Source organism: Ihubacter massiliensis, assembly GCF_024125305.1.
In the GTDB taxonomy this organism is placed as follows: domain Bacteria; phylum Bacillota; class Clostridia; order Peptostreptococcales; family Anaerovoracaceae; genus Hominibacterium; species Hominibacterium faecale.
In genome coordinates this window covers 2,815,846-2,838,000 of the sequence record NZ_JAMXVH010000001.1, presented here as the reverse complement: position 1 = coordinate 2,838,000, position 22,155 = coordinate 2,815,846, and the positions used below count along the sequence as shown (strand labels likewise).

General features: G+C 48.9%; 21 protein-coding genes. 18 read left to right on the top strand and 3 right to left on the bottom strand.

Annotated elements, in window-relative coordinates:
- The first annotated feature begins 229 nt into the window (after positions 1–229).
- The 3 genes from NIA71_RS13205 (at position 230) to NIA71_RS13195 (ending at position 2,731) form a co-directional block, all read left to right on the top strand.
- On the top strand, positions 230–718 hold the full coding sequence (locus NIA71_RS13205; RefSeq protein ID WP_253020630.1) for a pyridoxamine 5'-phosphate oxidase family protein: 489 nt from the start codon (positions 230–232) through the stop codon (positions 716–718).
- Positions 719–902: 184 nt separating this feature from the next.
- Positions 903–1,277 (top strand): BlaI/MecI/CopY family transcriptional regulator, encoded by a 375-nt coding sequence (locus NIA71_RS13200; RefSeq protein ID WP_148398246.1) that lies wholly within the window; start codon positions 903–905, stop codon positions 1,275–1,277.
- Positions 1,274–2,731 (top strand): M56 family metallopeptidase, encoded by a 1,458-nt coding sequence (locus NIA71_RS13195; RefSeq protein ID WP_253020629.1) that lies wholly within the window; start codon positions 1,274–1,276, stop codon positions 2,729–2,731. Before NIA71_RS13200 ends, NIA71_RS13195 begins: the two co-directional genes overlap by 4 nt.
- Positions 2,732–3,228: 497 nt before the next feature.
- On the opposite strand, the gene NIA71_RS13190 is transcribed toward NIA71_RS13195, so the two are convergent.
- Together NIA71_RS13190 and NIA71_RS13185 are read right to left on the bottom strand one after the other, a co-directional pair.
- Positions 3,229–4,527: a hypothetical protein gene (locus NIA71_RS13190; RefSeq protein WP_253020628.1), complete on the bottom strand. Its 1,299-nt coding sequence runs from the start codon at positions 4,525–4,527 to the stop codon at positions 3,229–3,231.
- Complete coding sequence (locus NIA71_RS13185) at positions 4,487–5,053, bottom strand: RNA polymerase sigma factor (RefSeq protein ID WP_253020627.1); 567 nt, start codon at positions 5,051–5,053, stop codon at positions 4,487–4,489. Before NIA71_RS13185 ends, NIA71_RS13190 begins: the two co-directional genes overlap by 41 nt.
- A 156-nt stretch (positions 5,054–5,209) precedes the next feature.
- Between NIA71_RS13185 and NIA71_RS13180 the strand changes: the two genes are divergently transcribed.
- From NIA71_RS13180 to NIA71_RS13135, 10 genes are all read left to right on the top strand, one after another.
- Positions 5,210–5,878, top strand: coding sequence for a manganese catalase family protein (locus NIA71_RS13180; RefSeq protein WP_148398253.1), 669 nt, complete (start codon positions 5,210–5,212; stop codon positions 5,876–5,878).
- Positions 5,879–6,530: 652 nt separating this feature from the next.
- Complete coding sequence (locus tag NIA71_RS13175; protein WP_253020626.1) at positions 6,531–7,061, top strand: RNA polymerase sigma factor; 531 nt, start codon at positions 6,531–6,533, stop codon at positions 7,059–7,061.
- Complete coding sequence (locus tag NIA71_RS13170) at positions 7,048–7,815, top strand: hypothetical protein (protein WP_148398257.1); 768 nt, start codon at positions 7,048–7,050, stop codon at positions 7,813–7,815. The genes NIA71_RS13175 and NIA71_RS13170 overlap by 14 nt, the downstream gene beginning before the upstream one ends.
- A gap of 17 nt (positions 7,816–7,832) precedes the next feature.
- A complete protein-coding gene (locus NIA71_RS13165) occupies positions 7,833–8,708 on the top strand; it encodes an ABC transporter ATP-binding protein (RefSeq protein WP_253020625.1) in 876 nt (291 codons plus the stop codon).
- Complete coding sequence (locus tag NIA71_RS13160; RefSeq protein WP_253020624.1) at positions 8,708–9,943, top strand: ABC transporter permease subunit; 1,236 nt, start codon at positions 8,708–8,710, stop codon at positions 9,941–9,943. The genes NIA71_RS13165 and NIA71_RS13160 overlap by 1 nt, the downstream gene beginning before the upstream one ends.
- A gap of 368 nt (positions 9,944–10,311) precedes the next feature.
- Entirely contained in the window at positions 10,312–11,217 is a 906-nt protein-coding gene (locus tag NIA71_RS13155) for a LytR/AlgR family response regulator transcription factor (RefSeq protein ID WP_253020623.1), read from the top strand.
- A gap of 127 nt (positions 11,218–11,344) precedes the next feature.
- A complete protein-coding gene (locus NIA71_RS13150; protein ID WP_148398264.1) occupies positions 11,345–12,187 on the top strand; it encodes an ABC transporter ATP-binding protein in 843 nt (280 codons plus the stop codon).
- The gene (locus NIA71_RS13145) at positions 12,188–12,907 is read left to right on the top strand and encodes an ABC transporter permease (protein ID WP_148398266.1); all 720 of its coding nucleotides are present in this window, start codon (positions 12,188–12,190) and stop codon (positions 12,905–12,907) included.
- 95 nt (positions 12,908–13,002) lie between these two features.
- Complete coding sequence (locus NIA71_RS13140) at positions 13,003–13,602, top strand: RNA polymerase sigma factor (protein WP_253020622.1); 600 nt, start codon at positions 13,003–13,005, stop codon at positions 13,600–13,602.
- 38 nt (positions 13,603–13,640) lie between these two features.
- Positions 13,641–14,420 (top strand): EFR1 family ferrodoxin, encoded by a 780-nt coding sequence (locus NIA71_RS13135; RefSeq protein WP_253020621.1) that lies wholly within the window; start codon positions 13,641–13,643, stop codon positions 14,418–14,420.
- Here NIA71_RS13135 and NIA71_RS13130 read toward each other — a convergent pair.
- Positions 14,417–15,814: a PLP-dependent aminotransferase family protein gene (locus tag NIA71_RS13130; protein WP_253020620.1), complete on the bottom strand. Its 1,398-nt coding sequence runs from the start codon at positions 15,812–15,814 to the stop codon at positions 14,417–14,419. The genes NIA71_RS13135 and NIA71_RS13130 overlap by 4 nt on opposite strands.
- A 116-nt stretch (positions 15,815–15,930) precedes the next feature.
- Between NIA71_RS13130 and NIA71_RS13125 the strand changes: the two genes are divergently transcribed.
- From NIA71_RS13125 to NIA71_RS13105, 5 genes are all read left to right on the top strand, one after another.
- Entirely contained in the window at positions 15,931–16,401 is a 471-nt protein-coding gene (locus NIA71_RS13125) for a pyridoxamine 5'-phosphate oxidase family protein (RefSeq protein ID WP_253020619.1), read from the top strand.
- An 80-nt stretch (positions 16,402–16,481) separates the two neighbouring features.
- The gene (locus tag NIA71_RS13120) at positions 16,482–19,589 is read left to right on the top strand and encodes a UvrD-helicase domain-containing protein (RefSeq protein ID WP_253020618.1); all 3,108 of its coding nucleotides are present in this window, start codon (positions 16,482–16,484) and stop codon (positions 19,587–19,589) included.
- A 76-nt stretch (positions 19,590–19,665) separates the two neighbouring features.
- Positions 19,666–21,045, top strand: coding sequence for an MFS transporter (locus NIA71_RS13115; protein WP_148398278.1), 1,380 nt, complete (start codon positions 19,666–19,668; stop codon positions 21,043–21,045).
- Positions 21,046–21,207: 162 nt separating this feature from the next.
- Positions 21,208–21,648: a LytTR family DNA-binding domain-containing protein gene (locus NIA71_RS13110; RefSeq protein WP_148398280.1), complete on the top strand. Its 441-nt coding sequence runs from the start codon at positions 21,208–21,210 to the stop codon at positions 21,646–21,648.
- Positions 21,649–21,661: 13 nt separating this feature from the next.
- Positions 21,662–22,105 carry a hypothetical protein gene (locus tag NIA71_RS13105; protein WP_148398282.1) on the top strand — a complete coding sequence of 148 codons (444 nt, stop codon included), beginning with the start codon at positions 21,662–21,664 and terminating at the stop codon, positions 22,103–22,105.
- Positions 22,106–22,155: the final 50 nt, after the last annotated feature.

The window sequence follows — 22,155 nt, the reverse complement described above, 5'->3', positions numbered from 1 at the left end:
ATAGGTAATTTGAACGGAGCTGATCGCATCGGATAAAATCTGTGCGACCAGTTTCTTTATCTAATTGAAACAATCACCGCTATCCTGTTATAGGAAATGGATCCGTCATTGGAATACAGCCGAAGGACTTTTTCCGATTACTGCCTTGGTGTCGGGTGGGAAATTTTTTTTGTACCTGCCGGGCTAAATGAGATATAATAATTCAAAACATAAGAAAGAGGTGATCCATATGTTTCGACCTATGAGACGCAAGAATCAGGAGTTATCGTTTGGAGAAAGCGCGGCGATTTTGGAGAGAGGCACTTCTGGCGTGCTGGCCGCGGCAGGGGATGATGAATATCCATACGCAGTTCCCCTCAGCTATGTGTATGCAGACTCAAAGATCTTTTTCCACTGTGCAGCGGAAGGCCATAAGATGGATGCCATTGCAAGGAACCATAAAGTGTCTTTTTGCGTCATCGACCAGGACCAGATCGTTCCCGAAAAATACACCACTTATTTTCGGAGCGCAATCGCCTTTGGAAAGGCAAGGGTGCTGGAAGACGAAGGGGAAAAACGGGCGGCCATAGAGCTTTTGGCGGAGAAATATTCACCGGAGTTTGAAGAGGGCCGCAAGCAGGAAATAGACAGTCAATTTGAGCAGGTGCGCATGGTTGAGATCGATATTGAACACTTGACTGGAAAAGAAGCGATTGAATTGGTGAGGGCGAAGGGTTAATTGAGTATGCACTTACGAAACTTGGGGAAGAACGATTAAAGTATCTGCCAGCAAAATAAACTTTTAAAATTGGCGCGTGTATAGGAAAAAATGGTGTGGTCCTTGACATCTTCTACAAACGTAGTATATAATTACTACAGATGTAGAAGATGTTTTTTAATGCCTGCAGAAGGGAGGGATAACAATGGGTGATATGAAAAGACTGCCGGAAAGTGAGCTGGAGATCATGCAGATCGTTTGGCGCAGCACGCCTCCGGTCTCAAGGGCGGTCGTTGAAAGCGAGCTGAAGGAATCGCACCAGCTGGCGCCGACCACCATTCTTACGCTTTTGACCCGCCTGTGCGACAAGAACTTCCTCGCCATTGAAAAAAAGGGCCGTACCAATTATTACACACCACTGGTCACGGAGCGGGAATACCTGGCCTCGGAGAGCCGCAACCTTTTGGACCGGCTTTACGGCGGCTCCCTGACCACACTGGCCACTGCCCTGTGCGACAGCGGAATCAGCAAGGAAGAACTGAAAAAGCTTCATGATCTTCTGGAAAGGGGCGAATTATGACGATGATGGGACTTCGAATTTTCTGGTCCGTTTTTCTGGCCTCTATGCTTGCCTACGGATTTCGCCGCTCATGGAGAATCGAACATGGACAAACGCAAAAGCTGATCGGGGACACGGATGAAGCCGTCGTATGGATAACGCCCCTGATCTTTCCTATGATTGTTGTGATTATCTTCCTGGCCGATTTTATACTTGGCGGAGTGGGCGAGATCAAACAATTTATGCGGCTGGCGGTGGACATTTTTATCAGTATGAGTGTGTATTTTTTCTTTCTAATGATCCTGCTGCCGGTACTGCGCAGATATTTCAGCGCCAGAGCCTGTGCGACCCTATGGCTGCTGCCGGTGCTGCTCTTTTACCAGCCGGTCACATTGGCGGACAGCGCCTTTGTGCCGCTGTTTACCTTCTATATCCCGGGAAATGTTCTGCAGGTATTCGGCTATATTTGGATGACTTTTGCTGCTGCCATATTTACTGGAGAAATCCTTTTCGGCCTGGTTTTCCGCCGCAAGCTGCTCAAAGGAGCCGGGCCGATTGAGGATAAAAGGATCCTGGAGCTGTGGGAAGAGGAGAAAAGAGCCATTCGCTACAGCAAGTCAGTGCGCCTTATGACCAGCGCGGATATTACCACGCCTTTGTCCATGGGCATGTTTGCGAAAAGCCAGGTAACCCTTTTGCCGGAGCGCTTTTATACGATGGATGAACTGCGGCTCATTTTTCGCCACGAACTCCATCACATCCAGCGGCGGGACGTGGATACCAAAGTTTTTTTGAGCTTTTGCAGGGCCATGTGCTGGTTCAATCCGCTGGTATGGATCGCCATTCGCAAAGCCAGCGATGATCTGGAGCTTTCCTGCGATGAGATCGTTTTGGAAGATGCCGGGGACCAGGAGCGGCGGCGATACGCCCAGCTGCTTTTGCATACTGCCGGGAGTTCCAGGGGCTTTACCACCTGCTTATCGGCCGCGGCTGGTTCTCTGCGATATCGGCTGAAATGCGTCATGCAGCGCCGCCGGCGCCGGGCGGGTATCCTTCTTTTAGTGGTTATGATGCTTATATGCTGCATGAGTTATGGCAGCATTGCCATGGCCAGCGAGCGGGGAACGGTTGGAGACCTGCTTCTGTCCGGCACTGCCGCTGAAGACGTTTATGCTCTTTCTTATTACGATAATCTGAAGGATGAAGAAGACCAGGGGCATACGCTGCATGCTTGCAGTGAAGAGCTGCTTGCCTATATAAAGGGGCTGGAGGCAGATAAACTTTTCAGCAGCGGTCGCTGGTCTTATGAAGGAGGACCGGTGGTGGACTGGGAGGTCGCAGCGGAAGAAGGTATGCTTTATTTATCGTTAAATGAAACGTTTCTCAGTGTGGAAAACAGCGGCACAAACCAGACGTCATATTATAAACTGCGGTCTGCTGTGGATACTGACTATATCCGGGGATTTTTCGAATAACGACCGGATGGGGAGACGTAGTACATTTAGAGGTTGAGAAGGCGGCCGGCTGGCAGCGGCCGCAGAGCTTGAAGGCGCCTGGTGTCGTGATTGCAGTTGCGTCAGTGATGCAGGAGTCAAAATGACAGCTCGATTTCAGTTTTTTTCTCAGTTTCTATTCGAAATGGCCCAAATAGGCAGCAAGGTCTATATAAAAAGGGGAAATCCTTCTTTACAAAACTCCTGACAGAAACTTGTTTGCGGTAAATCCCTTAATAAATGCGCAAAAGTTTGCACTAACTCCGCGCCGCCAGACTAGTTTCCCGCAAATATTTATCTTAAAACGCCGCGAAAGGCCAAATCTATATGGACATTGCTTCCAAAACAGGGCATTTCGAATAGAAACGGCCAAAAATACTTTTTTGGAAGGCAGCTAAGCCGCGATACAACCGGCACGATCATAGCAATTAGGCGGCTGGAATCTTTCCAGCCGCCCTTCAATCACGAACATCTAAAAACTACAAGGCCAGTTTCCCAAGGATATCCGACAAATCCTTCTCACTCACCGGCGAATCCCAATCGAAATCGTCACAACATTGTTTAAGGCTATCCTGCCACGCCTGATACAATTTTTTTTCCGCTGCCGTAGCTGTGCTGTACTTGGCTTCCAGCTGAGCAGATAGGCGATCCGCTTCTTTGGGGTCGGTGGTAGCAAGACAACTTTTTTCCATAGCCTTATAATCATGATCCCATGCCGCCTCAGTCCACTGGGTCACGACCCGGGTTTGCAGCTCATCCAGATCAATACCCAGCTCACTTTGGGATGTTTTCTCAAATTTTTCATCAATAGCACTGCACAAGCGCTGATACTCTTTTTCATCAGCCTCTGAAGTGAGCCGGTCAATGGAAACCGTAACATAGCCGCCGCCGGTATCGGCAAAGCAAGTGTAGCCGATGATCTTACTGCTGTCATTATTCGCCTTTTTGGGAACACAGATAAAATCTTGACCGGATTTAGTCGTATGAGTAAAGGCCTGATCCTGCTTCAACAGATCGGTGCCTTCACCGGGGGCCAGGCAGAATCCGTTCCAGGGAAAGGATCCTTTAGGCGTATAAGAAATGGACACCGGAGTGTTGCCTAAAGTCTGATCTTTGCTTGGAAGAACATAGGAAACAAAGAAATTGCCGTCGTCAAAAATAAAAGCGGTTTCTTTATCAAAAAGAGTCGGATCAGGCAACGCTCCTGCTAAGGAAGTTCCTAGAAAATCAGGAATATGGTTCTTCTTCATTGCCTCTTTTACTTGGTCCAAAGACGTGATATCCGTCCTGCGGGAAGCATACTTTAGATGATATTTTGTGGATAGTTCCTTCACCTTATCTGCATCAGCGTAGATGGGATAATCCACCGGATCGTATACCGACTTCTCCAGCGTCTTGTAGTTTTGATTAAGATAAGACGCATAGTCGCTGGCGGCCTTGTATTCATTGGAATCAAGCGCTGCGTTGACCGAATTGGCGGTGCCATCGTTAAATCCCACAGCAGGAAAGAGCAATCCCGCCGCGTATGCAACGGTGGCAAAGGCCAGCAGCGCTGCCAGAGCGGCTGCCAGAACCACAGGCCGTCTGCGGTTTTTCTTTTTTCGTAAGGCAGCATTTTCATTTTTTTTATGTTTGGATAAAGATTGGATTCTGCCGACAAAGTCCTGGGGCATATCGGGTATCTCAATGGAGACCAAATCCGCTGCCAGCTGATCGGCCAGAGCGATGTCGCCGTCATCAATAGCTTGATTCAGTTTTCTTTTCATATTTTCTTTCATAACAGCCTCCCTTACACTCTTGAAAATCAATTTCGGAAATAATTTTGCGGATCTCTTTTCTAAGACGGACGTAACGCATGCGCAGAGCCGGTTCCTTTAATCCCAGAGACGCGGCGATGTCCTTCATTGGTTCATGGTTTAAATAGTAGCGATTGTAAAGCTCTTTTTGTTCCAAGCTGAGCTTTCCTAACACTTCCGGAACATGATCCATCTCATCGATCTGCCTGTCTTCTTCCAAGGCCAGGATCTCTGCCGGCTCTTTATCCAAAGAAGGGATCCCTTCGCTTAGCGACTCCTCTCCGCGAGCTTGAATTTTGCGCAGCGCAGAACAGGTCAAAAACTTTGCTGTTTTGTAGAGAAAGGCCGCCGGTTTTTCATGGGACAAAAACAGGTCTCCCTTTTCATAAGCCGCCAAAAAAACGTCCTGCACGAGATCTTCAGTTAAGGTTTGGTTATTTGTCATTACATAGATGTAGCGGTAAATTCGTTTATAATTTTCATCACACAATACATTAAAACGTTCCACGTATATCTCACCTCCTGTACAAAGATATAGCGCGATTTCTTTATTGTAACAAAAAAAGCGGACAAACCGCATAAAAAATTTGTAAATACACCAGGCCGGAGTTTTTTTGTTTTTTTAGGGAAAGCTAAAAATGAATAAAAAAATGGAGGTAATCTTATGTTTAAACATGAAAAACCATTGTTTCATCCAGTGGCAGTCGAACGGCCAAACCCGCAGTATGCGGCGCTTCTGCAAGAGCAGCTGGGCGGAGCAAACGGCGAATTGAAAGCGGCGCTGCAGTATATGTCCCAGAGTTTCCGTATCAAAGATCCGGAGATTAAAGATCTGTTTATGGACATTGCGGCTGAAGAACTGGGCCATATGGAAATGGTCGCCCAAACCATCAATCTTCTCAATGGACATGATGTGGATTTCACCAAGACCGATGCCGGGGAAATCCAGACCCACGTGCTGCTGGGATTAAATCCGGGGCTCATTAACGCTTCCGGCTATTCGTGGACCGCAGATTATGTGTCTGTAACCGGCGATCTTTGCGCTGACCTGCTCTCCAACATCGCATCTGAGCAGCGGGCCAAGGTGGTGTATGAATATCTGTATCGCCAGATCGACGACAAAAAGGTGAAGGAAACCATCGACTTCCTGCTCAATCGGGAAGAGGCTCACAACGCCATGTTCAGAGAAGCCTTTAACAAAGTGCAGGATACCGGTTCCAACAGAGACTTCGGAACCACTCAGGCGGCTAAAATGTACTTTAGCATGTCGGAGCCTTCTCCGAAAAATACGACTCTGGACGGAATTGCAGGAAAACCGCCGGCTTTCCAATAAGAAAAGAGCCGCGGTCTTATAAAAATTTTGTGCGCAGAGAAACAGGCGCACAGATGGCAAAAGGGGCTGAGCATGAAACGTTTTCTTGTTCAGCCTCTTTCATTGGGAAAAAGGTTGAAATTATGTGGATAAAATAAAATCAAGATTCTCAAAAACATTGTAATTTCAATATATAAGGAGGATGATTTGTCCACATCTATCCTTGGGATAAAAAACAAAAATCTGTTCAAAAACTGTCTGTTTATGACCTGAAAAGGCAGATCTTTGAAAGTTGATGCGGATATTAACAATTTGAACAGCCCTTTATTAAGATGTTTGAAACAACGTTCATTTGCGATACGGAAAATCTGTGGATAGAAAAAAGAAGTAATACATAGAAACGTTGAAATTTAAGAAGTTAAAGGCATATACTTATCCACAAAACCAATGGGATAAAAATGTGAATAACAGAAAAGATGCTGTGGATAAGGAAACTGTTTGTCTTTTTTCCACGCTCATATGAAAAAAATTTTGCAGAATTTAATCATTTTTGAAGGGAGAAAAGGTTATATAATATGATGGATGTGAAAAAGTCTCTGCGGTGAGGCCGCATCTGTCATGCCATATGACGCGTGCATGCACAAAAAGGATAGGATTTCAGGAGGAAGCCGTTGTGACCAGAGAGGCTAGTCTGCTTAAAAAAATTGAAGAGGACGATTTAACGCGTCTGGATCAGCTGATCACTCACTATTACGGAGATATTTTCCGTTATTGCTTGTGGCATACGGACAGCCGTCAGACGGCTGAAGATGCGGCTCAGGAGACCTTTCTTAAATTTGTCCGCTACTATGACCGCAAAAGCTATGGCAGAAAAATCCGCGCCTATCTGTACAAGATCGCTGTCAACGTTTGCATTGATCTGAGCAAACGGCCTCCCATGGACCAGCTGCCAGAAGAGCTGCCTGCCTGCGAACCGGGATATGAAGACGCGGAACATAATGCGGATTTTCTTCAGCTGGTCCGCCGGCTGCCAAAGGATCAGCAGAACTTGGTCGTTCTCAGGTTCGGACAAGACCTTACGATTCGCGAGTGCGCCGAGATAACAGGGCTTCCTCTGCGCACAGTACAATCCAGACTGCGCAGCGCACTGAAAAAAATAAAAATGGAGATCCAAAAAAGGGGGATCGAAGATGAATCTAAATAAAAAAATCAGACAAGAACTAATGAATTATGGCCGGGGAGACTGGTCAGAACAAGCCTTGAAGGAGACCTGCGCTGCGGCCCATGATGTTTACACACAGAAAAAACAGCGCCGCCGGATCGGATTCGGAACCTTCCTGCTGAGGCAGGTCCGGTTCACCGCCGGCAGGGTTTGGATGCTTCAGGCCGGAGTGCTGATCGCGCTCTGCCTGGTGCTGGATCTGCAGCTTAAGACTGGTTCGGGCAGTTACAGCTCTCTGGGGTTTGCCTTCAGCCTGGTGTCCGCAGTCACAGCGATGACAGGAATTCCTTATATCTGCCGGTCAGCCAGATGGGGCATGTATGAGATGGAAACCGCCTCCAGGGTGTCTTTTTCCGGGCTTCTCTGCGCACGGCTGGCTATTACCGGGGCCGGCAATTTAATCATGCTGGCAGCCTTTTTTACTTTGGCCCATTTAAAATTATCCATGCCTTTGAATACAGCTTCCTACATGCTGCTGCCCTTTTTCATCGTTTGGATGGGAGTTATGCTGCTGGTTCGAAGGGCCTGCGACAAATTTCTTCCTCTCTATTGCGGCGCCTTCAGCATCCTCATAATCGCCTCGCTCTTTGGGCTCCACCAGCTGGCGCCCCGGGCTTTTGGGCCGGATGCGGCAATGCTTTGGAACATCGTGTGTATTGTTATCATCGCAGGGCTTTCGATACAGATACGAGCCCTGATAAAAAAACCTTCCCACATGGACGGCGTATCCGTGTAAACGAATAGGAGACGATCATGAAACTAGAAATCAGAAATTTAAAGAAAACGTATAAAGATAAGACGGCTGTTAACGGCGTTACCCTTGAAATTACGCCGGGAGTCTGGGGGCTTCTGGGAGCCAATGGCGCCGGCAAAACGACGCTGATGCGAATGATCGCAGGGATTCTGACTCCGACTGAGGGAGAAATTCTTTATGACGGGGTTAAAATCAAAGATTTGGGCGGAGCCTACCGGGACATCTTCGGCTACCTGCCTCAGAATTTCGGATTTTACCCGGAATTTCGAGTAAAGGATTACCTGGAATATATGGCGGCGCTGAAGGGGCTGTCAAAGAAAGATACCGCTCGTAAGATCGATGAGCTGATGGATAAACTTACCCTACGAGAGATTCGAAATAAACAGATTCGAAAGCTTTCTGGAGGTATGCAGCGCAGGGTGGGAATCGCCCAGGCACTGCTCAACGAACCCGAAGTGCTGATTTTAGATGAACCCACCAGCGGTCTGGACCCTGGAGAGCGGATCCGGTTTCGCAATCTGCTGTCCGAGTTCGCAAAGGACCGGATCGTGGTGATCTCAACCCACATCGTGCCCGATGTGGAATACATCGCCACCTGCAACGCGTTGATGAAGAATGGAAAAATTATCGACATCGGCACCACAGAGGAATTGGTAAAGCTGGTGAAAGGAAAAGTGTGGGAAGCCAGCCTGGAGCCGGAACATCTACCCCGCTATGAAATCAGCCTCAATATCATCAACGTGCGCAACGAGGATACGGGGCGGGTCCGCGTCCGCTATTTGTCGGATATTTCTGCGGTTGCGGGCTCCCAGTCCGTTTCCCCGAGGCTGGAAGATTTGTATCTCTTTCTGTTTTCGGAAAAGGAGGGTGCATAATGATTCGTTTAATCAGATTGGAAATGAAAAAGGTGCTCAAGAGCAGGATGCCCAAGATTCTTCTATCCCTGGCTCTGATCCTTTCAGTAGTCATGGCCCTGGCTGTGATTCACTATGCAAACTATACTTACCAGGATGCACAGGGGAAGGAAGTAACGCTCACCGGATTTAAAGCCATTGAAAAAAACAAGGAAATGATGGAACCTTATGAAGGACCCTTGACCCCAGAAAAGATTGAGCATGTATTCCGTGTTAACCGGGAAGCTGAAAAGACATACGAGGAAGGTATTCCGGCGGATAGCCAGGAGAAAGAGCGTTATCCTGCTAAACGGATTTTAGGATCCTTGCGGCAGGTATATTTTGATAAAGAAGGAATGCCCAGATCGCTGAGCCAGATCGATGATAAAGACGCCCGGAATTTTTACCAGGTACGGGATGGGGTCGTGGCAGATGCGATTGCTTCCAAATATCCCAAGAGCCCTCTGATCCAGGAAAAGGCGCTTGCCCTCAACGATCAAATTGAAAAGCCCTTTACCTTTCTTTACGGTTATGCTACCAGTGACAGCGCCGATTATGTGCTGATGCTGCTGATCGTGCTGATGCTCCTTTGCGGCATTTTGACAGCTCCGGTATTTTCATCGGATTACCAGACCGGAGCAGATGATATCCTTCGCTGCACCAAGAATGGAAGGGTGAGGCTGGCCGGAGCGAAAGTTCTTTCCGCTTTCCTTCTTTCCGGGCTCTGCTTTATCATCTGTATGACCATCTACCTGCTGATCGTCAATACGGCCTTTGGCTGGGACAGCCTGAAAGCCTCCATCCAGTTTACTTATAATGTGACGGTCATCGCTCCGCTGACGGCAGGAGGCGTGCAAAAACTCACGGCAGGAGCCGGTCTGCTCATCTTCCTTGCGATGATCAGCTTCATTCTCATGATCTCGTCCAAAACCAAAACCGCCATGGTTTCCATGATTCTGGCGCTGGTATTCTGTTTTCTGCCGTCACTGGTTTCAACGATCGGCAGCGGCAGCATCATCCAATGGATCTGCTGCCTTATGCCCGCGGGCGGGGCCGGACTGACCCACAGCTTCTTATTCGAGCTGCTGGGAACGAATTTCTTGCCAGCGGGAGACACCGGGTTCTGGTCGCCTTACGTAATCCTGATCGCAGCTGCGATCCAGCTGCCGCTGTTTATCATTCTAACCATTCGCTTTTACTGTAGACACGAGGCGTAGTATTTTTTCCATTGAGTGCGGCAGCCTGAAAAACACTGAGGCGTCCTGGGGCGATCTCAAGCCGCCGCTCGAAGTCGATTGTCAGATAAATTTTTTTTCAGAATGGACTTTCCACTTGCTGCCACGATCAAGCCCAGCAAACCCACGATTTTGCGTTAAAAAAAGGTGAAACTTTTTCCGGGATACGGAAGATGGGCTCCGAGGTCCGGCCTCCCGACTTTATAACACTACCCCCTGGGCCAGAATAGTGAGACTTACGGTACCGGTAAGACGGCTGCATAAAACGGCAGCCGTTTTGCATGCGTCCAGGTTTTTGGCAGCGCCAATTTGTGATACAATAAGGCGAACATGTAAGGAGGATTGGGAAAATGCCAAGGGAATACACCAATATTGAAGATTTATTACAAAGTCTAACAATCTTTCAGGGAATCCACATTGAATGCAGTCAGGATGAGGAAAAAGAAATCTTCAAAACGTTTCTGCGGCTCTACGGCAGGCGAGGCGTATCCTATATTATGCGGACAGACAGGGGGTATGACCGCCAAACGGTGGGAGAATATCTGAAATTTTTCGAAAAGCTGTCTGCAAGCCGTTTGAGCTGCAAAGAAACGATGCGGGATTTTCAGCTGGAGCACATTCGAAGGAAAAAATTGCGGGAATGTACGGTGAGCGAACACATGCGGGTCAATTTTGCCAGGATTCGCTTGGCAGAAAATCGGCTGTGTTTTTTAGAAAATCCCATTTCCGACCTGGACGGCCTCAGTCAAAAGGTTATTTTGGAATGGATGGGAAAACAAGCGGAAGCAGAAGTTAAATTCGTTACCACCACTTCTTCCCTGCGCCATGCGCTGCTGCTTCCGGGAATGGCCTTCTATCAGGAAGAAGGACGGTACGTCCAAGTCCCCGATGAAGAAGAGACTGCCTCCTCCGATGGAGCCGTCCATAAGAAGATAGCAGCCAAATCCGGAAGCAAAACCCTGCTCTTTGAGCCAAAGGATATTGATTTTATTGAAAGCCTTAATAAAGCCAATTTTTTGTCCGTCAGAGATTCCAGTTATCAGGTTGGATATACCATGGATGAACTGGAGGAGATGCTGAAAGATTTCGGTTTTTTCCGCTGCCATAGGTCCTATATCGTCAATGTACAAAAAGTAGAAGAAATTGAAAAGTGGACCAAGAATAGCTACAGTCTGCGCCTGAATAACCCCCAGCACAGCCAGGTTCCTCTGGCCAAAGGCCGAGTCGCCCAGATGCGGAAAACCTATAACTGGTGAGAAGAGGCTCCATTGGTCGCCTTATGGCTCCCCTGGTCCCAGATTCGACTCCCCTGGTTACTGCGCTATTGCAAAGAAAGGAAGCTTCCCCCATAATCGGGTTCAGAAGATAGAAGGAGGAACAAGTATGGAATATTTAATTGAACTAAAAAAGGTTTGCCTGCAGTTTGATTTGGGCTTTGCCATCGAAAACCTGACCTTCGGTGTCAAAGAAAAGGAGATTTTCGGCTTCCTGGGGCCAAGCGGGGCCGGTAAGACCACGACCATTAAGCTGCTGACCAAGCAGCTGAAACGAAAGTCGGGCAGTATTTCCCTGCTGGGAAAGGACATCGATCAGGTAACCCGCAGCGATTATGACCAGATCGGAATTTTATCCGATACCAGCAATCTTTATGAGCGGATGAGCATCCAGGATAATCTGAACTTTTTCGCTGGTCTGAGAGGCATTGGACGCGGCCAGGTAGAGGACATACTGCAGCGGGTCGGACTCAAAGAGCAGAGGAAACAAGTATTTAAAAAATGTTCACGAGGTATGAAGCAGAGAGCAATTTTGGCCTCAGCGGTATTACACCGTCCAAGGCTCTTGTTTTTAGATGAACCTACCAGCGGCCTGGATCCGGCCACCAGCCAGGAGATCCACCGGCTGCTTTTGCAGCTCAACAAGACCGGCACAACAATATTCCTCACAACCCACAACATGGAAGAAGCCGATAAGCTCTGCCATCGGGTGGGGATCATCAACCAAGGAAAACTGATCGCCTGCGGTGCTCCCCGGGACTTGAAGCTGGAATTCGCCAGGGATGAGATCCGTGTTATGAAAAGAGACCGACAGTACATCACAGTAAAAAAAGACGAAGCCGGCGCAAAACGGATTGCGGAACTGATTCAGGCAGGGGACTGTGTGACCATCCACAGCAATGAACCAAACCTGGAAGAAATCTTTTTGCAGTTAACAGGGAGGGAGTTTTAAATGGATATTTCAATGAGAAAAATTGGCGTTTTATTTAAAAAGGACTTTACAGACTTTTTTAAGAATATGGCGGTGTTTGTAAGCTGTATCATTCCGGTGATCTTCGCTGTAGTTTATAAGTATATGCTGGCGGATATGGGTGTGGGTGCGCTATATTTGATGAATATGATCCTGGGGCTGAATCTGGCCATGATTTCAGTGATGCTGACGGCGACCACGATTGCCGAAGAAAAAGAAAAGTTCACCCTGCGGACACTGATGCTCTCCAATGTGAGCGGCGTCGAAGTGTTTACCTCTAAAATGCTGGTAACCAGCCTGATCATGCTCATCAGCAATACGCTCATTTTCCTGATCTCCGGGGTTGAGATCGGCCTGCTGCCCCTTTACATCGTGATAACTGTCATCGGGGGAATACCACTAATCCTGCTGGGAGCTTCGGTAGGCATCCTGGCCAGAGATCAGATGAATGCGGGCGTGTATGAAGTTCCGGTCATGCTGCTCTTCGTGCTGCCGACGGTTTTTAGCGGTATCAACAGCACGGTTGATAAGATCGCGGCCTTTACCCCTTGCCAGCCGACGCTGGATTTGGTCTTTCGGCTGCAGACGGGGAAGCTGGCATCCGGGGAGTCTCTGATGAACGCGGCGGTGATCTTGGCCTGGATCGTAATTGCGGCTATCATTCTGATACTGCTGTATCGGAAACGGGGAACGGATAACTAGCCGCCAGGTACTGCTCGTAATTATTAGGTAGCATTTGTTTCTCTAGTTGGTTATACTTTAAGAAAAGATGAATCAAGTAAAAAAGGGAGGCAAATATGGACGAGAAAGAAAAAGAAACTTTACTATGCAGCAAATATAATCGTATTAATCGGATTTTGGCCATATACGGGGTCAGCCCGCAAGACCGGGAAGACTTACTGCATGAAGTTTTTATGAACGCGCTGCGGCATCTGTCCCAGCTTCGGGATACCGAAAAAATGGAAGCTTGGCTTTGGACGATTACCAGGAACACGCTCAATCATTATTGGGAAGAGATTCGAACAAGCAGCAAATCAAAGATTTCCATCGAAGGCATGGATGAAAAGAACCAGGATATCTTCGATGATGCTGCATATGAACGCTTTATACCTGAACTAAGTGAGCGCTTTCGCCATGAAGAGCTGGTTCAGGCTTTAAGACAGCTTAGCCGGGCATCATTAACGCTTCTTAGACTCCATTATTATGAAGGCTACAAGTTAAAAGAAATTGCGCAGATCATCGGAGAGACTGAGAGTTCAGTGAAAAGCCGCCATCAAAGAGCAATCGCAAGGCTGCGGCGGATTCTGATTAAAAGCCAGTGGGCACAAGAAGCTGAGACAGGAGATCAGCGGCCGCCGGGCTTGCTGACTGCAGAATTAAATCCCGCTCTTCTTTGAGGACTCCTGTAAAATTAAGCGAAGGAAAGGAAAATAAAATGAAACGGGTAATCACAATGTATTTTAGCCCAACAGGTACCAGCAGAAAGATTGCAGAAGCCATATCAAGTGCGATCTGTGCCCAATTCGGATGTGAAATGGAAACTATAAACTTAACTGAGAAAGAAATTAGAGACGGGGAGCACGAGTTTGAGGAGGATGCTTTACTGGTACTGGGCTATCCGGTATATGCAGGAAGAGTTCCCGAGGTGCTGCAGGCGCCGCTGCGCAGGTTAAAGGGCAGTGGTAATGCGGCAGTACTGGCCGCGGTCTATGGAAATCGGGATTATGAGGATGCCTTAGTAGAAGGACAGGACATTCTTACAAAAGCCGGATTCTCGGTCATCGGCGCAGGAGCATTCATCGGTGAACATTCCTATTCCAAGAAGGTGGCTGCCGGGCGGCCCGATGAAACGGATATCCTGAAGGCTCAAGCATTCGGCCGCCAATTTGCAGAAAAGCTGGAGCAGGGCAGCACAGCGGAAATCAAAATCAAGGGAAATCGCCCATATAAAGACCCGATGCCTGACCTGCCTTTTGTTCCTAAGACTACGGACGCCTGTTCAAACTGCGGAATCTGCGTAAAAAAATGTCCGATGCAGGTTATTCATAAAGAAAACCCGCGGGTGGTTGATTCGGGCTGCATTCTGTGCAGCGCCTGTGTAAAGTGCTGTCCTGAGGAGGCCAAGATTATCGACGCAGAACCGATTCTCAAGATAAAAGCCATGCTAGAGTCTAAGTTTACCCATCGGAAAGAGCCTGAACTGTTTCTGTTTTAAATTTCCCACACCTTTTTCAGCTCTGTCAGTATGGACGTAAAGGCCTCTACTGGAATGGTTGGAAACCCCAGCAGCAGCTGGGAGCGTGGACAGTTTTGCGGATCAATATAAAGAATCTGTGTGGAATAAAAACGAATGCCAATGCTTTCAGCCCTTTCAATCAGCTGATCCTGAGAGAAGGGGCTTTTTATATCCAGCAAAAGGTGGATGCCGGCGCCGCCTCCGCAGACCGAGACCGAATCTCCGAAGATTTCCTCCAGGGCAAAAAGCAGTGCAGCCTGCTTTTTCCGATAGACCGTGCGCAGCCGGTTGATGTGGCGCTCGTAATGGCCGCCTGATATGAAGTCTGCCAGAGCCAGCTGATGCAGCGGCGATACCTGGGCATTATACCGCTGATAATAAGCCTTGTAGGCCGGGATCAAGGACTTGGGAAAGACAATATAGGCGGTGCGCATGGACGGAGCCAGGGACTTGGAAAAGGTACCGGTATAAATAGTCCTATCGTGGATGTCCAGCGATTGGAGGGCCGGTATGGGGTTGGTATAATAGCGCAGCTCACTGTCATAGTCGTCCTCGATCAGATAAGTATTGGTTTCCTGGGCCCATGACAGCAGCTGCCTTCGCTTTCCGACAGGTAGAACGGCGCCAGTAGGGAACTGATGAGAGGGTGTAACATATAAAAGGTCGGTGTCTAGTTTTTCCACAGCTGTCATGGAAATGCCGTCAGACTCCACCGGCACCGGCTGGAGCTGAAAACGATGGTTGGCAAAAATCGCCCGAATGCCGTCGTACCCCGGTTCTTCCATAGCAAACCGCTTCCCTGTGTTTTCAAAGATGTTGGCGATCATTTCCATGGAATGCTGCTGACCGCAGGTTATGACCATTTGGTCCGGGTCGCAGACAACTCCCCTGGAACGCTGCAGATAGCGGGCAATTTCGAGGCGCAGAGCCGGTTCTCCCTGGCGGCAGGGATATTGGATCGCCGGATTAAGTTCCATTGTGGTCAAGGCATTATTCACACTTTTCCTCCACTGCCCATGAGGAAAAACGGAGTTATCGACAGAGCCGTATGCAAAATCATAGCGGGCAGGCATCTTATATAAAGGCCCTTCCTCCCTACTGCGGCTGTGGGCCGGCGCTCCAGCATCCAGCTGGAGAGGGATTTTGCACACAAGAAATCCGCTGCCGATTCGGGATTCGATGTAGCCCTCAGCGGCCAGCTGCTGATAGGCTTTATCCACGGTATTCCTTCCTACGGAAAGTTCTTCGGCCAGTTTTCTGGTAGCTGGAAGCCGGTCTCCTGCGGCCAGGGCCCCTGTAAGGATTTCACGGACAAAGGCGGCGTAAATTTGTTCGTAGAGCGGCGATGCGCTGTCGCGGTCAATGTATAACATAAATGTTCCTTTTGTAATTGGATCCTGTCAAAATTTGAAAATTGGTGCTTACGTTAAAGCCAATTTCATTGTATACTCATGGCAAGAAGAAATCAAGAAAAACAGGAGGTATCAATATGGATAAAGGTATGAGAAGAAGTGAAAAAGCTATGACTCGTGAGGAGTCGATGGAGGTCTTGGAAAAAGCGGAATACGGCGTGCTTTCAACAATCAGTACCGACCAGACGCCATACGGAACACCGATGAATTTTGTCTATCAGGATGGCGCCATCTATTTTCACTGCGCACTTACAGGGCACAGACTGGAAAACTTGGCAGCCAACAGCAGCGCCTGTCTGACGGTTACAGACTCAGTAAAGCTGATGCCTGAGAAATTCAATACCCAGTACAGGTCGGTCATCGTCTTTGGAACCGTTCAGGTGGTGGAAGATCAAAAGGAAAAGAGAAAGGGGATCACAGCCATTTTAAAAAAACTGTCACCGGACTATTTAAAAGCGGGTGAGGACTATATCAATTCCGCGTTCGAAAAGCTGCATGTTCTTAGGCTGGATATCGAGAAGATCAGCGGAAAAGCGACCAGAGGATAGAACTGGCGAAATATTTTGCTTCCCTATTTCCCAGGAGCGATTTATAATAAAAGCATCTTGGGAAAAGCAGGTGAAGCAACATGTACATTGCCGATTTACATATTCATTCCAAATATTCACGGGCGACCAGTAGAGAATGCGTGCCGGAACATCTTGACCTTTGGGCCAGGAGGAAAGGCATCGATATCCTGGGGACCGGAGACTTTACCCATCCGGCCTGGAGGCAGGAGCTGAAAGAAAAGCTTCTGCCTGCGGAGGATGGGCTTTATATACTCAAGGACGAATATCGAATCCGGGATGCTGTGACAGCTGATGAAAAACAGCCCCGCTTCATTCTTTCCGGTGAAATCAGCTCCATCTATAAGCAGGATGGGAAAACGAGAAAGGTGCATAATCTGATTTTGCTGCCAAGCCTGGAGGATGGGGAGCAATTGTCACGGAGGCTTGCGGCTATTGGAAACATTCATTCCGACGGCAGGCCTATACTGGGCCTTTCCAGCAGAGACTTGCTGGAGATCACCCTGGATGTCTGCCCGCAGGCCATCTTCATCCCGGCGCATATCTGGACGCCTCACTTCTCCCTGTTCGGCGCTTTTTCCGGTTTTGATACCATTGGAGAATGCTTCGGCGACTTGACCCCATACATTCATGCGCTGGAAACGGGATTATCCTCCGATCCGCCGATGAACTGGCAGCTGTCGGCGCTGGATGGGTACAATCTGGTGTCCAACTCCGACGCCCACTCCCCGTCAAAACTGGGGCGGGAAGCCAATTTGCTGGATATTCCCCTATCCTATGAGGGAATGAAGGAAGCTTTGGAGAAGGGCAGCGGGCTTTGCGGCACCATTGAATTTTTCCCGGAGGAAGGCAAATACCATATGGACGGCCATCGGAAATGCGAGCTGAGCCTGAGCCCGGCGGAAACCGATCAGTACGGCGGCAGGTGTCCGGTATGCGGAAAAAAGATCACCATCGGCGTACTCCATAGGGTACAGCAGCTGGCGGATCGGGAAGAGGGCTGCTATAAACCGGAGGGCGGATATTTCGAAAGCCTGGTACCCCTGCCGGAGGTCATCGCCGCGTCCACGGACAAGTCGGCGGCCAGCGTGAAAGTGCAGCGCCAGTATGAGGCCATGCTCAAGGAGTTGGGGACGGAATTCACGATCTTGCGGGAGATGCCCCTGGAGGAGATCGGCAGAATGGCAGGTCCGTGCATTGAAGAGGGCATCAGGCGGCTTCGCCAGGGCAAGGTGGAGCGGATTCCCGGGTATGACGGAGAGTATGGAAAGATCAAGATTATTGGAAAAGAGGAAATCGAGGAGTTGTGCGGGCAGATGAGCCTCTTTGCCGGATGTCCCCTCCCGGCCGGAGAGAAGCCTAAAAAGAAACTTAAGCCAGCGGCGGCGCCTCAAAAAGAGCCTGCAAAAGAAGAACCGTCTCATAAAGGTGCCAATTGCGAGCAGCTAGCGGCTATCGAAACAAAACAGTCTGTGACAGCGGTGATTGCAGGTCCCGGCACAGGCAAGACATATACATTAATTGAGCGGATCGCCTTTTTGATTGAGAAACTGGATCAGAAACCTTCGGATATAACAGCGGTCACCTTTACCAATAAAGCGGCGGCGGAGATGCGGCTGCGGCTGGTGGAAAAGCTGGGATCGAATCGGGGCAGGTCTGTGAGGGTGGGAACCTTCCATGGGATTTGCCGGGAAATGCTGATTCAGGCGGGCTTGGCTGCCGCTTTGGCGGACGAAACCATCCAGCTTGAGCTGGCCGGACAGGCGAAAGTGGCGTGCGGGGTTTCCGTATCGCCGGTCAAGCTGCTGCGCCAGGTTTCTGCATATAAGATGGGGATGCTCCCGGAAGATAAAAAAATTCTCCAAGCATGCGAGGACTATACGAACAGGCTTCAGGATACGGGGCTTCTAGACTTTGACGATCTGCTGCTGGAGGTGCTTAAGCGCTGGGAGCAATCTCCCCGGCATCCGGCCTTTTCCGCCGGCAGACATATTCTGGTGGATGAGCTGCAGGATATCAATGAGATCCAGTATCAGCTGATTCGGGCCTGGAGCGCCCAGGCCGATACCCTCTTTGTCATCGGAGATCCGGATCAGTCCATATACGGTTTTCGCGGATCCGATCCCGGCGTCTTTGGCCGGATTGAAAAGGAATATTCCCAGATTGACAGAATCCGCCTCACCCAAAATTACCGAAGCACGCCTCAGATTATCGACTGTGCATTGTCTGTGATTGACCATAACGACGGCCAACCCAGAACGCTGCTCGCAAGTGGGGCCGTCGGACAGCAGGTGCGGCTGGTCACAGCGGAAAGCCGTATGGCGGAAGCCGTTTTTATTGCCAAAGAAATTAACCGTATGACTGGCGGTATGGATATGATGGACGCCCAGAATTTCGCATCCGCAAGGGAGCATCATCGAAGCTTCAGCGATATGGCGGTTCTTTATCGTACCCATTTTCAGGCCAAGCTTCTGGAACAATGTTTGAAAAAAGAAAGCATACCCTGCATCATCACGGGTAAAGAACCCTTTCAAGAAGATCCGGCGGTGCAGGCGGCGATCTGGTTTTTCCTTTATCTTTTGGAGCCAAAGGCCTATGAGGAGCAGATGAAGCGGGTTTGCAAAGGGATCTTTGAGACTGATCTTCAAGAAACTTGCCAATATCTAAAAGACTTGCTGCTGCCCCAACTAAAAGGAACCAAGCCGGAAACCCTCTTGCGGACCTGGGCGGAGAAAACAGGCCTTTCTTCTCATGAACCCCTGGAGCGTTTGTCAGGCATGGCTGTCTTTTATGATGATATGAGGACCTTTTTAGACCAGCTGCTGCTGGGTGAGGAGCAGGACTTGGAGCGAAGCGCTTCCGGCAAACGGTACGACTCAGGCGCGGTCAGACTCATGACCCTTCACGCAGCAAAGGGCCTGGAATTTCCTGTGATTTTTCTATGCGGCGTCAATGAAGACTTTATTCCTATGGCGAAGGGGGACATCCAGGAGGAGCGCCGGCTCTTTTATGTGGGCATGACCCGGGCTAAGGAGGAATTAATTTTGTCCGTATCCGGACAGCCATCCCCTTTCTTGGCGGAAATACCAGAAAACCATCGGACTGTGAAAGAGGCTTTCAAAAAGAAATCCGCTCCCAATATGGAGCAGCTGAAGTTGTTTGATTTTTAGAATGTGCGAAAATGCAACAAAAAAAGATGGCAAAACCCATTGACTATCCGGTAGCACGATAGGGTATTATAGTGGTATGGAAAAATTAAGATTTCGGAATAAAATTGAATATGCTTCAGCTGCTTACGGAGATGCCGCATCTTATGGTTTTATCAGTGCGTTTTTACTGTTTTTTCTTACCACAGTCGCTGGTGTGGAACCCGCTTTCGCAGGAACGATCACAGTGGTAGGAGCGCTGTGGAATACTCTGATCAACCCAATCGTTGGCTATCTCAGCGATCATGCCATGACCAGATGGGGGCGGCGCAGACCGTTCATGGTCATCATGTCGCTGCCTATGGCCGCATCCACCTATATGCTTTTTACTGCGGTGGATTTGCTGCCTCAGATCAAGCCCCTTTATTATGGGGCGATCCTGCTGATTTTCTGGACGTCTTACACAGGCTTCTTTGTTCCCTATCTGGCTCTGGGAGCAGAATATACCAAAGACTACAACGAACGCACTGAGCTGCGGTCCTATGCCTCGATTTTTAACATGCTGGGCAATGTGGTGGCTATGGTTATGCCTTCTATTCTCGTGGCTTTCCTTACAGACAGGGGCCTCTCCACGCCCGGAGCATGGTCTGCCACAGGGGCCATTGTGGGGATTACATCCATGGCGTCGATTTTTATTACCGCCCGTGCGGCGAAGAATACGGATCAGTCTGCTCCCTGCGGGGAGCGGACCGGCCTGCCCAGGCCCAATCTGGTTAAAATTTTCCGGGAATACTGGCAGGTGCTCAAACTCAAGCCAGTGAAGTCACTGCTGTTTACCAGTCTCTTCGCCCTTGTGAGTTACGCCATGTTTACCTCGGATTTGGTCTATTACTTTACATATAATCAGGGTCTTTCCCCAGAACAGGTATCGGGGATGTTCTTATATCGTACATTTGCCTGTCTGGTCCTTATTTTGATTATGCGCAAAATCAGCGCTGCCACTGACAAGCGGACAGCTTTGATGTGGGTGTTCGTCATTGGAGCCGTATCGGTTACCATTGCCAGAATCATCGGTGTGGAGTCGATGTGGCAGCTTTATGTATTTGTTTTCTTTGTGGCGGTGTCCACCTCTGTCTATTGGCAGCTGATGCCTTCCATCATTTATGATGTGTGCGAATACGACGAGCTGGAAAACGGAAAAAAACGTCAGGGGACAATTGTTTCTCTTCAGGGACTGGTGGAGGCTCTGGCCACTGGCATGGGTTCGCAGATTTTGGGTATTGTTTTGCAGCTGGCGGGATTTGACGGCAGCGCGCAGGTACAGACAGAGACGGCCCTTACCTGGGTGCAGAATTCGGTAACGGTCCTGCCGGCCGGATTTCTAATCCTGGCGATGATTGCGCTCTCCAGGTATCCGATTACCAAAGAGCGCTTTGAAGAGATTCAGCGAAAACTGGCGGAACGAAATAAAACCGAATAAAGTTGCAATGACTTTAAGGCTGCCCACAAACATATTTGTAGGCGGTCTTTTTGCATCTTAGAAAGAAATCTGCGCACCATAGGCAAACTGCCTTGCAAGGGGACGGACTGCCGGATAAGATAGTATTAGAAAACAGAGAGGGCCATCTCGGAAGGAGGGCTTATGAAAATTCAAATCAACGAAAATCAGGAGCTTCAGGAGACAGAGGTCATTATCAACTGCAGGGAGACCACTCCCCAGATACTTAAGGTGATCGCACTTCTACGGGCTTCGGATAAAAAAATTACTGGAATGAGGGAAGGCCGGACCTATATCTTGGAAGCTTCGAAAATACTTTACATAGACACTGTGGATAAAAAGACATTTTTCTATACATCCAAAGAGGTCTATGAGACGCCGCTGCGGCTGTACGAGCTGGAGGAACAGCTGATCAGCAGCGACTTTTTCAGGGCATCCAAATCCACGATTATTAATTTTAACCAAATTCAGTCTTTGAGACCGGACTTCGGCGGCCGCATGCTGGTGCAGATGAACAATGGGGAGAATCTCAACGTTTCTCGGCAGTATGTCTCAACGATTAAAGAAAAGTTGGGACTTTTATGAGGAGGTATGGAAAATGAAAAAGTTTATATCTGGAGTAATAACGTGGAAAAATTACGCCTGCATGATGTTCACAGGGTGCGTGTGCCTTTACGGTGCAATTACGCTTGCCCAGGGAGGAGATAGCCTCAATATATGGGTATTGCTGCAATTGATAATCCTATCGGCGCTGGGCACGCTGATCCAAGGGATTGCCTTTTACCCGGGCTGGGTGATTAAAAATGCCAAATATACGACCAGGCTGATTATTTTTATCATACCGTTTCTGATCCTGCTGACAGCCTTTGCTTTGATCTTTCATTGGTTTCCGGCAGACCGGATGATAAATTGGGTCGTCTTTATCGGAATCTTTATCGCAATCACGGTTGTTCTCACGCTGAGCTTTGAGCTTGCATTCCGGATTACCGGGAAACGGTACGACGGACTTCTGGGGCAATATAAAAAGAGAAAAAAGGAGTAAGAAAAGAGCGCCCAATCTTGTCCGTAATGCCCAGAGATACCGGAATTACA

Excerpts from the sequence above, each read along its gene's own strand:
- NIA71_RS13205 (WP_253020630.1), top strand. The coding sequence starts at position 230 with ATGTTTCGACCTATGAGACGCAAGAATCAGGAGTTATCGTTTGGAGAA.
- NIA71_RS13200 (WP_148398246.1), top strand. The coding sequence starts at position 903 with ATGGGTGATATGAAAAGACTGCCGGAAAGTGAGCTGGAGATCATGCAG.
- NIA71_RS13195 (WP_253020629.1), top strand. The coding sequence starts at position 1,274 with ATGACGATGATGGGACTTCGAATTTTCTGGTCCGTTTTTCTGGCCTCT.
- NIA71_RS13190 (WP_253020628.1), bottom strand. The coding sequence starts at position 4,527 with ATGAAAGAAAATATGAAAAGAAAACTGAATCAAGCTATTGATGACGGC.
- NIA71_RS13180 (WP_148398253.1), top strand. The coding sequence starts at position 5,210 with ATGTTTAAACATGAAAAACCATTGTTTCATCCAGTGGCAGTCGAACGG.
- NIA71_RS13170 (WP_148398257.1), top strand. The coding sequence starts at position 7,048 with ATGAATCTAAATAAAAAAATCAGACAAGAACTAATGAATTATGGCCGG.
- NIA71_RS13165 (WP_253020625.1), top strand. The coding sequence starts at position 7,833 with ATGAAACTAGAAATCAGAAATTTAAAGAAAACGTATAAAGATAAGACG.
- NIA71_RS13160 (WP_253020624.1), top strand. The coding sequence starts at position 8,708 with ATGATTCGTTTAATCAGATTGGAAATGAAAAAGGTGCTCAAGAGCAGG.
- NIA71_RS13155 (WP_253020623.1), top strand. The coding sequence starts at position 10,312 with ATGCCAAGGGAATACACCAATATTGAAGATTTATTACAAAGTCTAACA.
- NIA71_RS13150 (WP_148398264.1), top strand. The coding sequence starts at position 11,345 with ATGGAATATTTAATTGAACTAAAAAAGGTTTGCCTGCAGTTTGATTTG.
- NIA71_RS13145 (WP_148398266.1), top strand. The coding sequence starts at position 12,188 with ATGGATATTTCAATGAGAAAAATTGGCGTTTTATTTAAAAAGGACTTT.
- NIA71_RS13140 (WP_253020622.1), top strand. The coding sequence starts at position 13,003 with ATGGACGAGAAAGAAAAAGAAACTTTACTATGCAGCAAATATAATCGT.
- NIA71_RS13135 (WP_253020621.1), top strand. The coding sequence starts at position 13,641 with ATGAAACGGGTAATCACAATGTATTTTAGCCCAACAGGTACCAGCAGA.
- NIA71_RS13130 (WP_253020620.1), bottom strand. The coding sequence starts at position 15,814 with ATGTTATACATTGACCGCGACAGCGCATCGCCGCTCTACGAACAAATT.
- NIA71_RS13125 (WP_253020619.1), top strand. The coding sequence starts at position 15,931 with ATGGATAAAGGTATGAGAAGAAGTGAAAAAGCTATGACTCGTGAGGAG.
- NIA71_RS13120 (WP_253020618.1), top strand. The coding sequence starts at position 16,482 with ATGTACATTGCCGATTTACATATTCATTCCAAATATTCACGGGCGACC.
- NIA71_RS13115 (WP_148398278.1), top strand. The coding sequence starts at position 19,666 with ATGGAAAAATTAAGATTTCGGAATAAAATTGAATATGCTTCAGCTGCT.
- NIA71_RS13110 (WP_148398280.1), top strand. The coding sequence starts at position 21,208 with ATGAAAATTCAAATCAACGAAAATCAGGAGCTTCAGGAGACAGAGGTC.
- NIA71_RS13105 (WP_148398282.1), top strand. The coding sequence starts at position 21,662 with ATGAAAAAGTTTATATCTGGAGTAATAACGTGGAAAAATTACGCCTGC.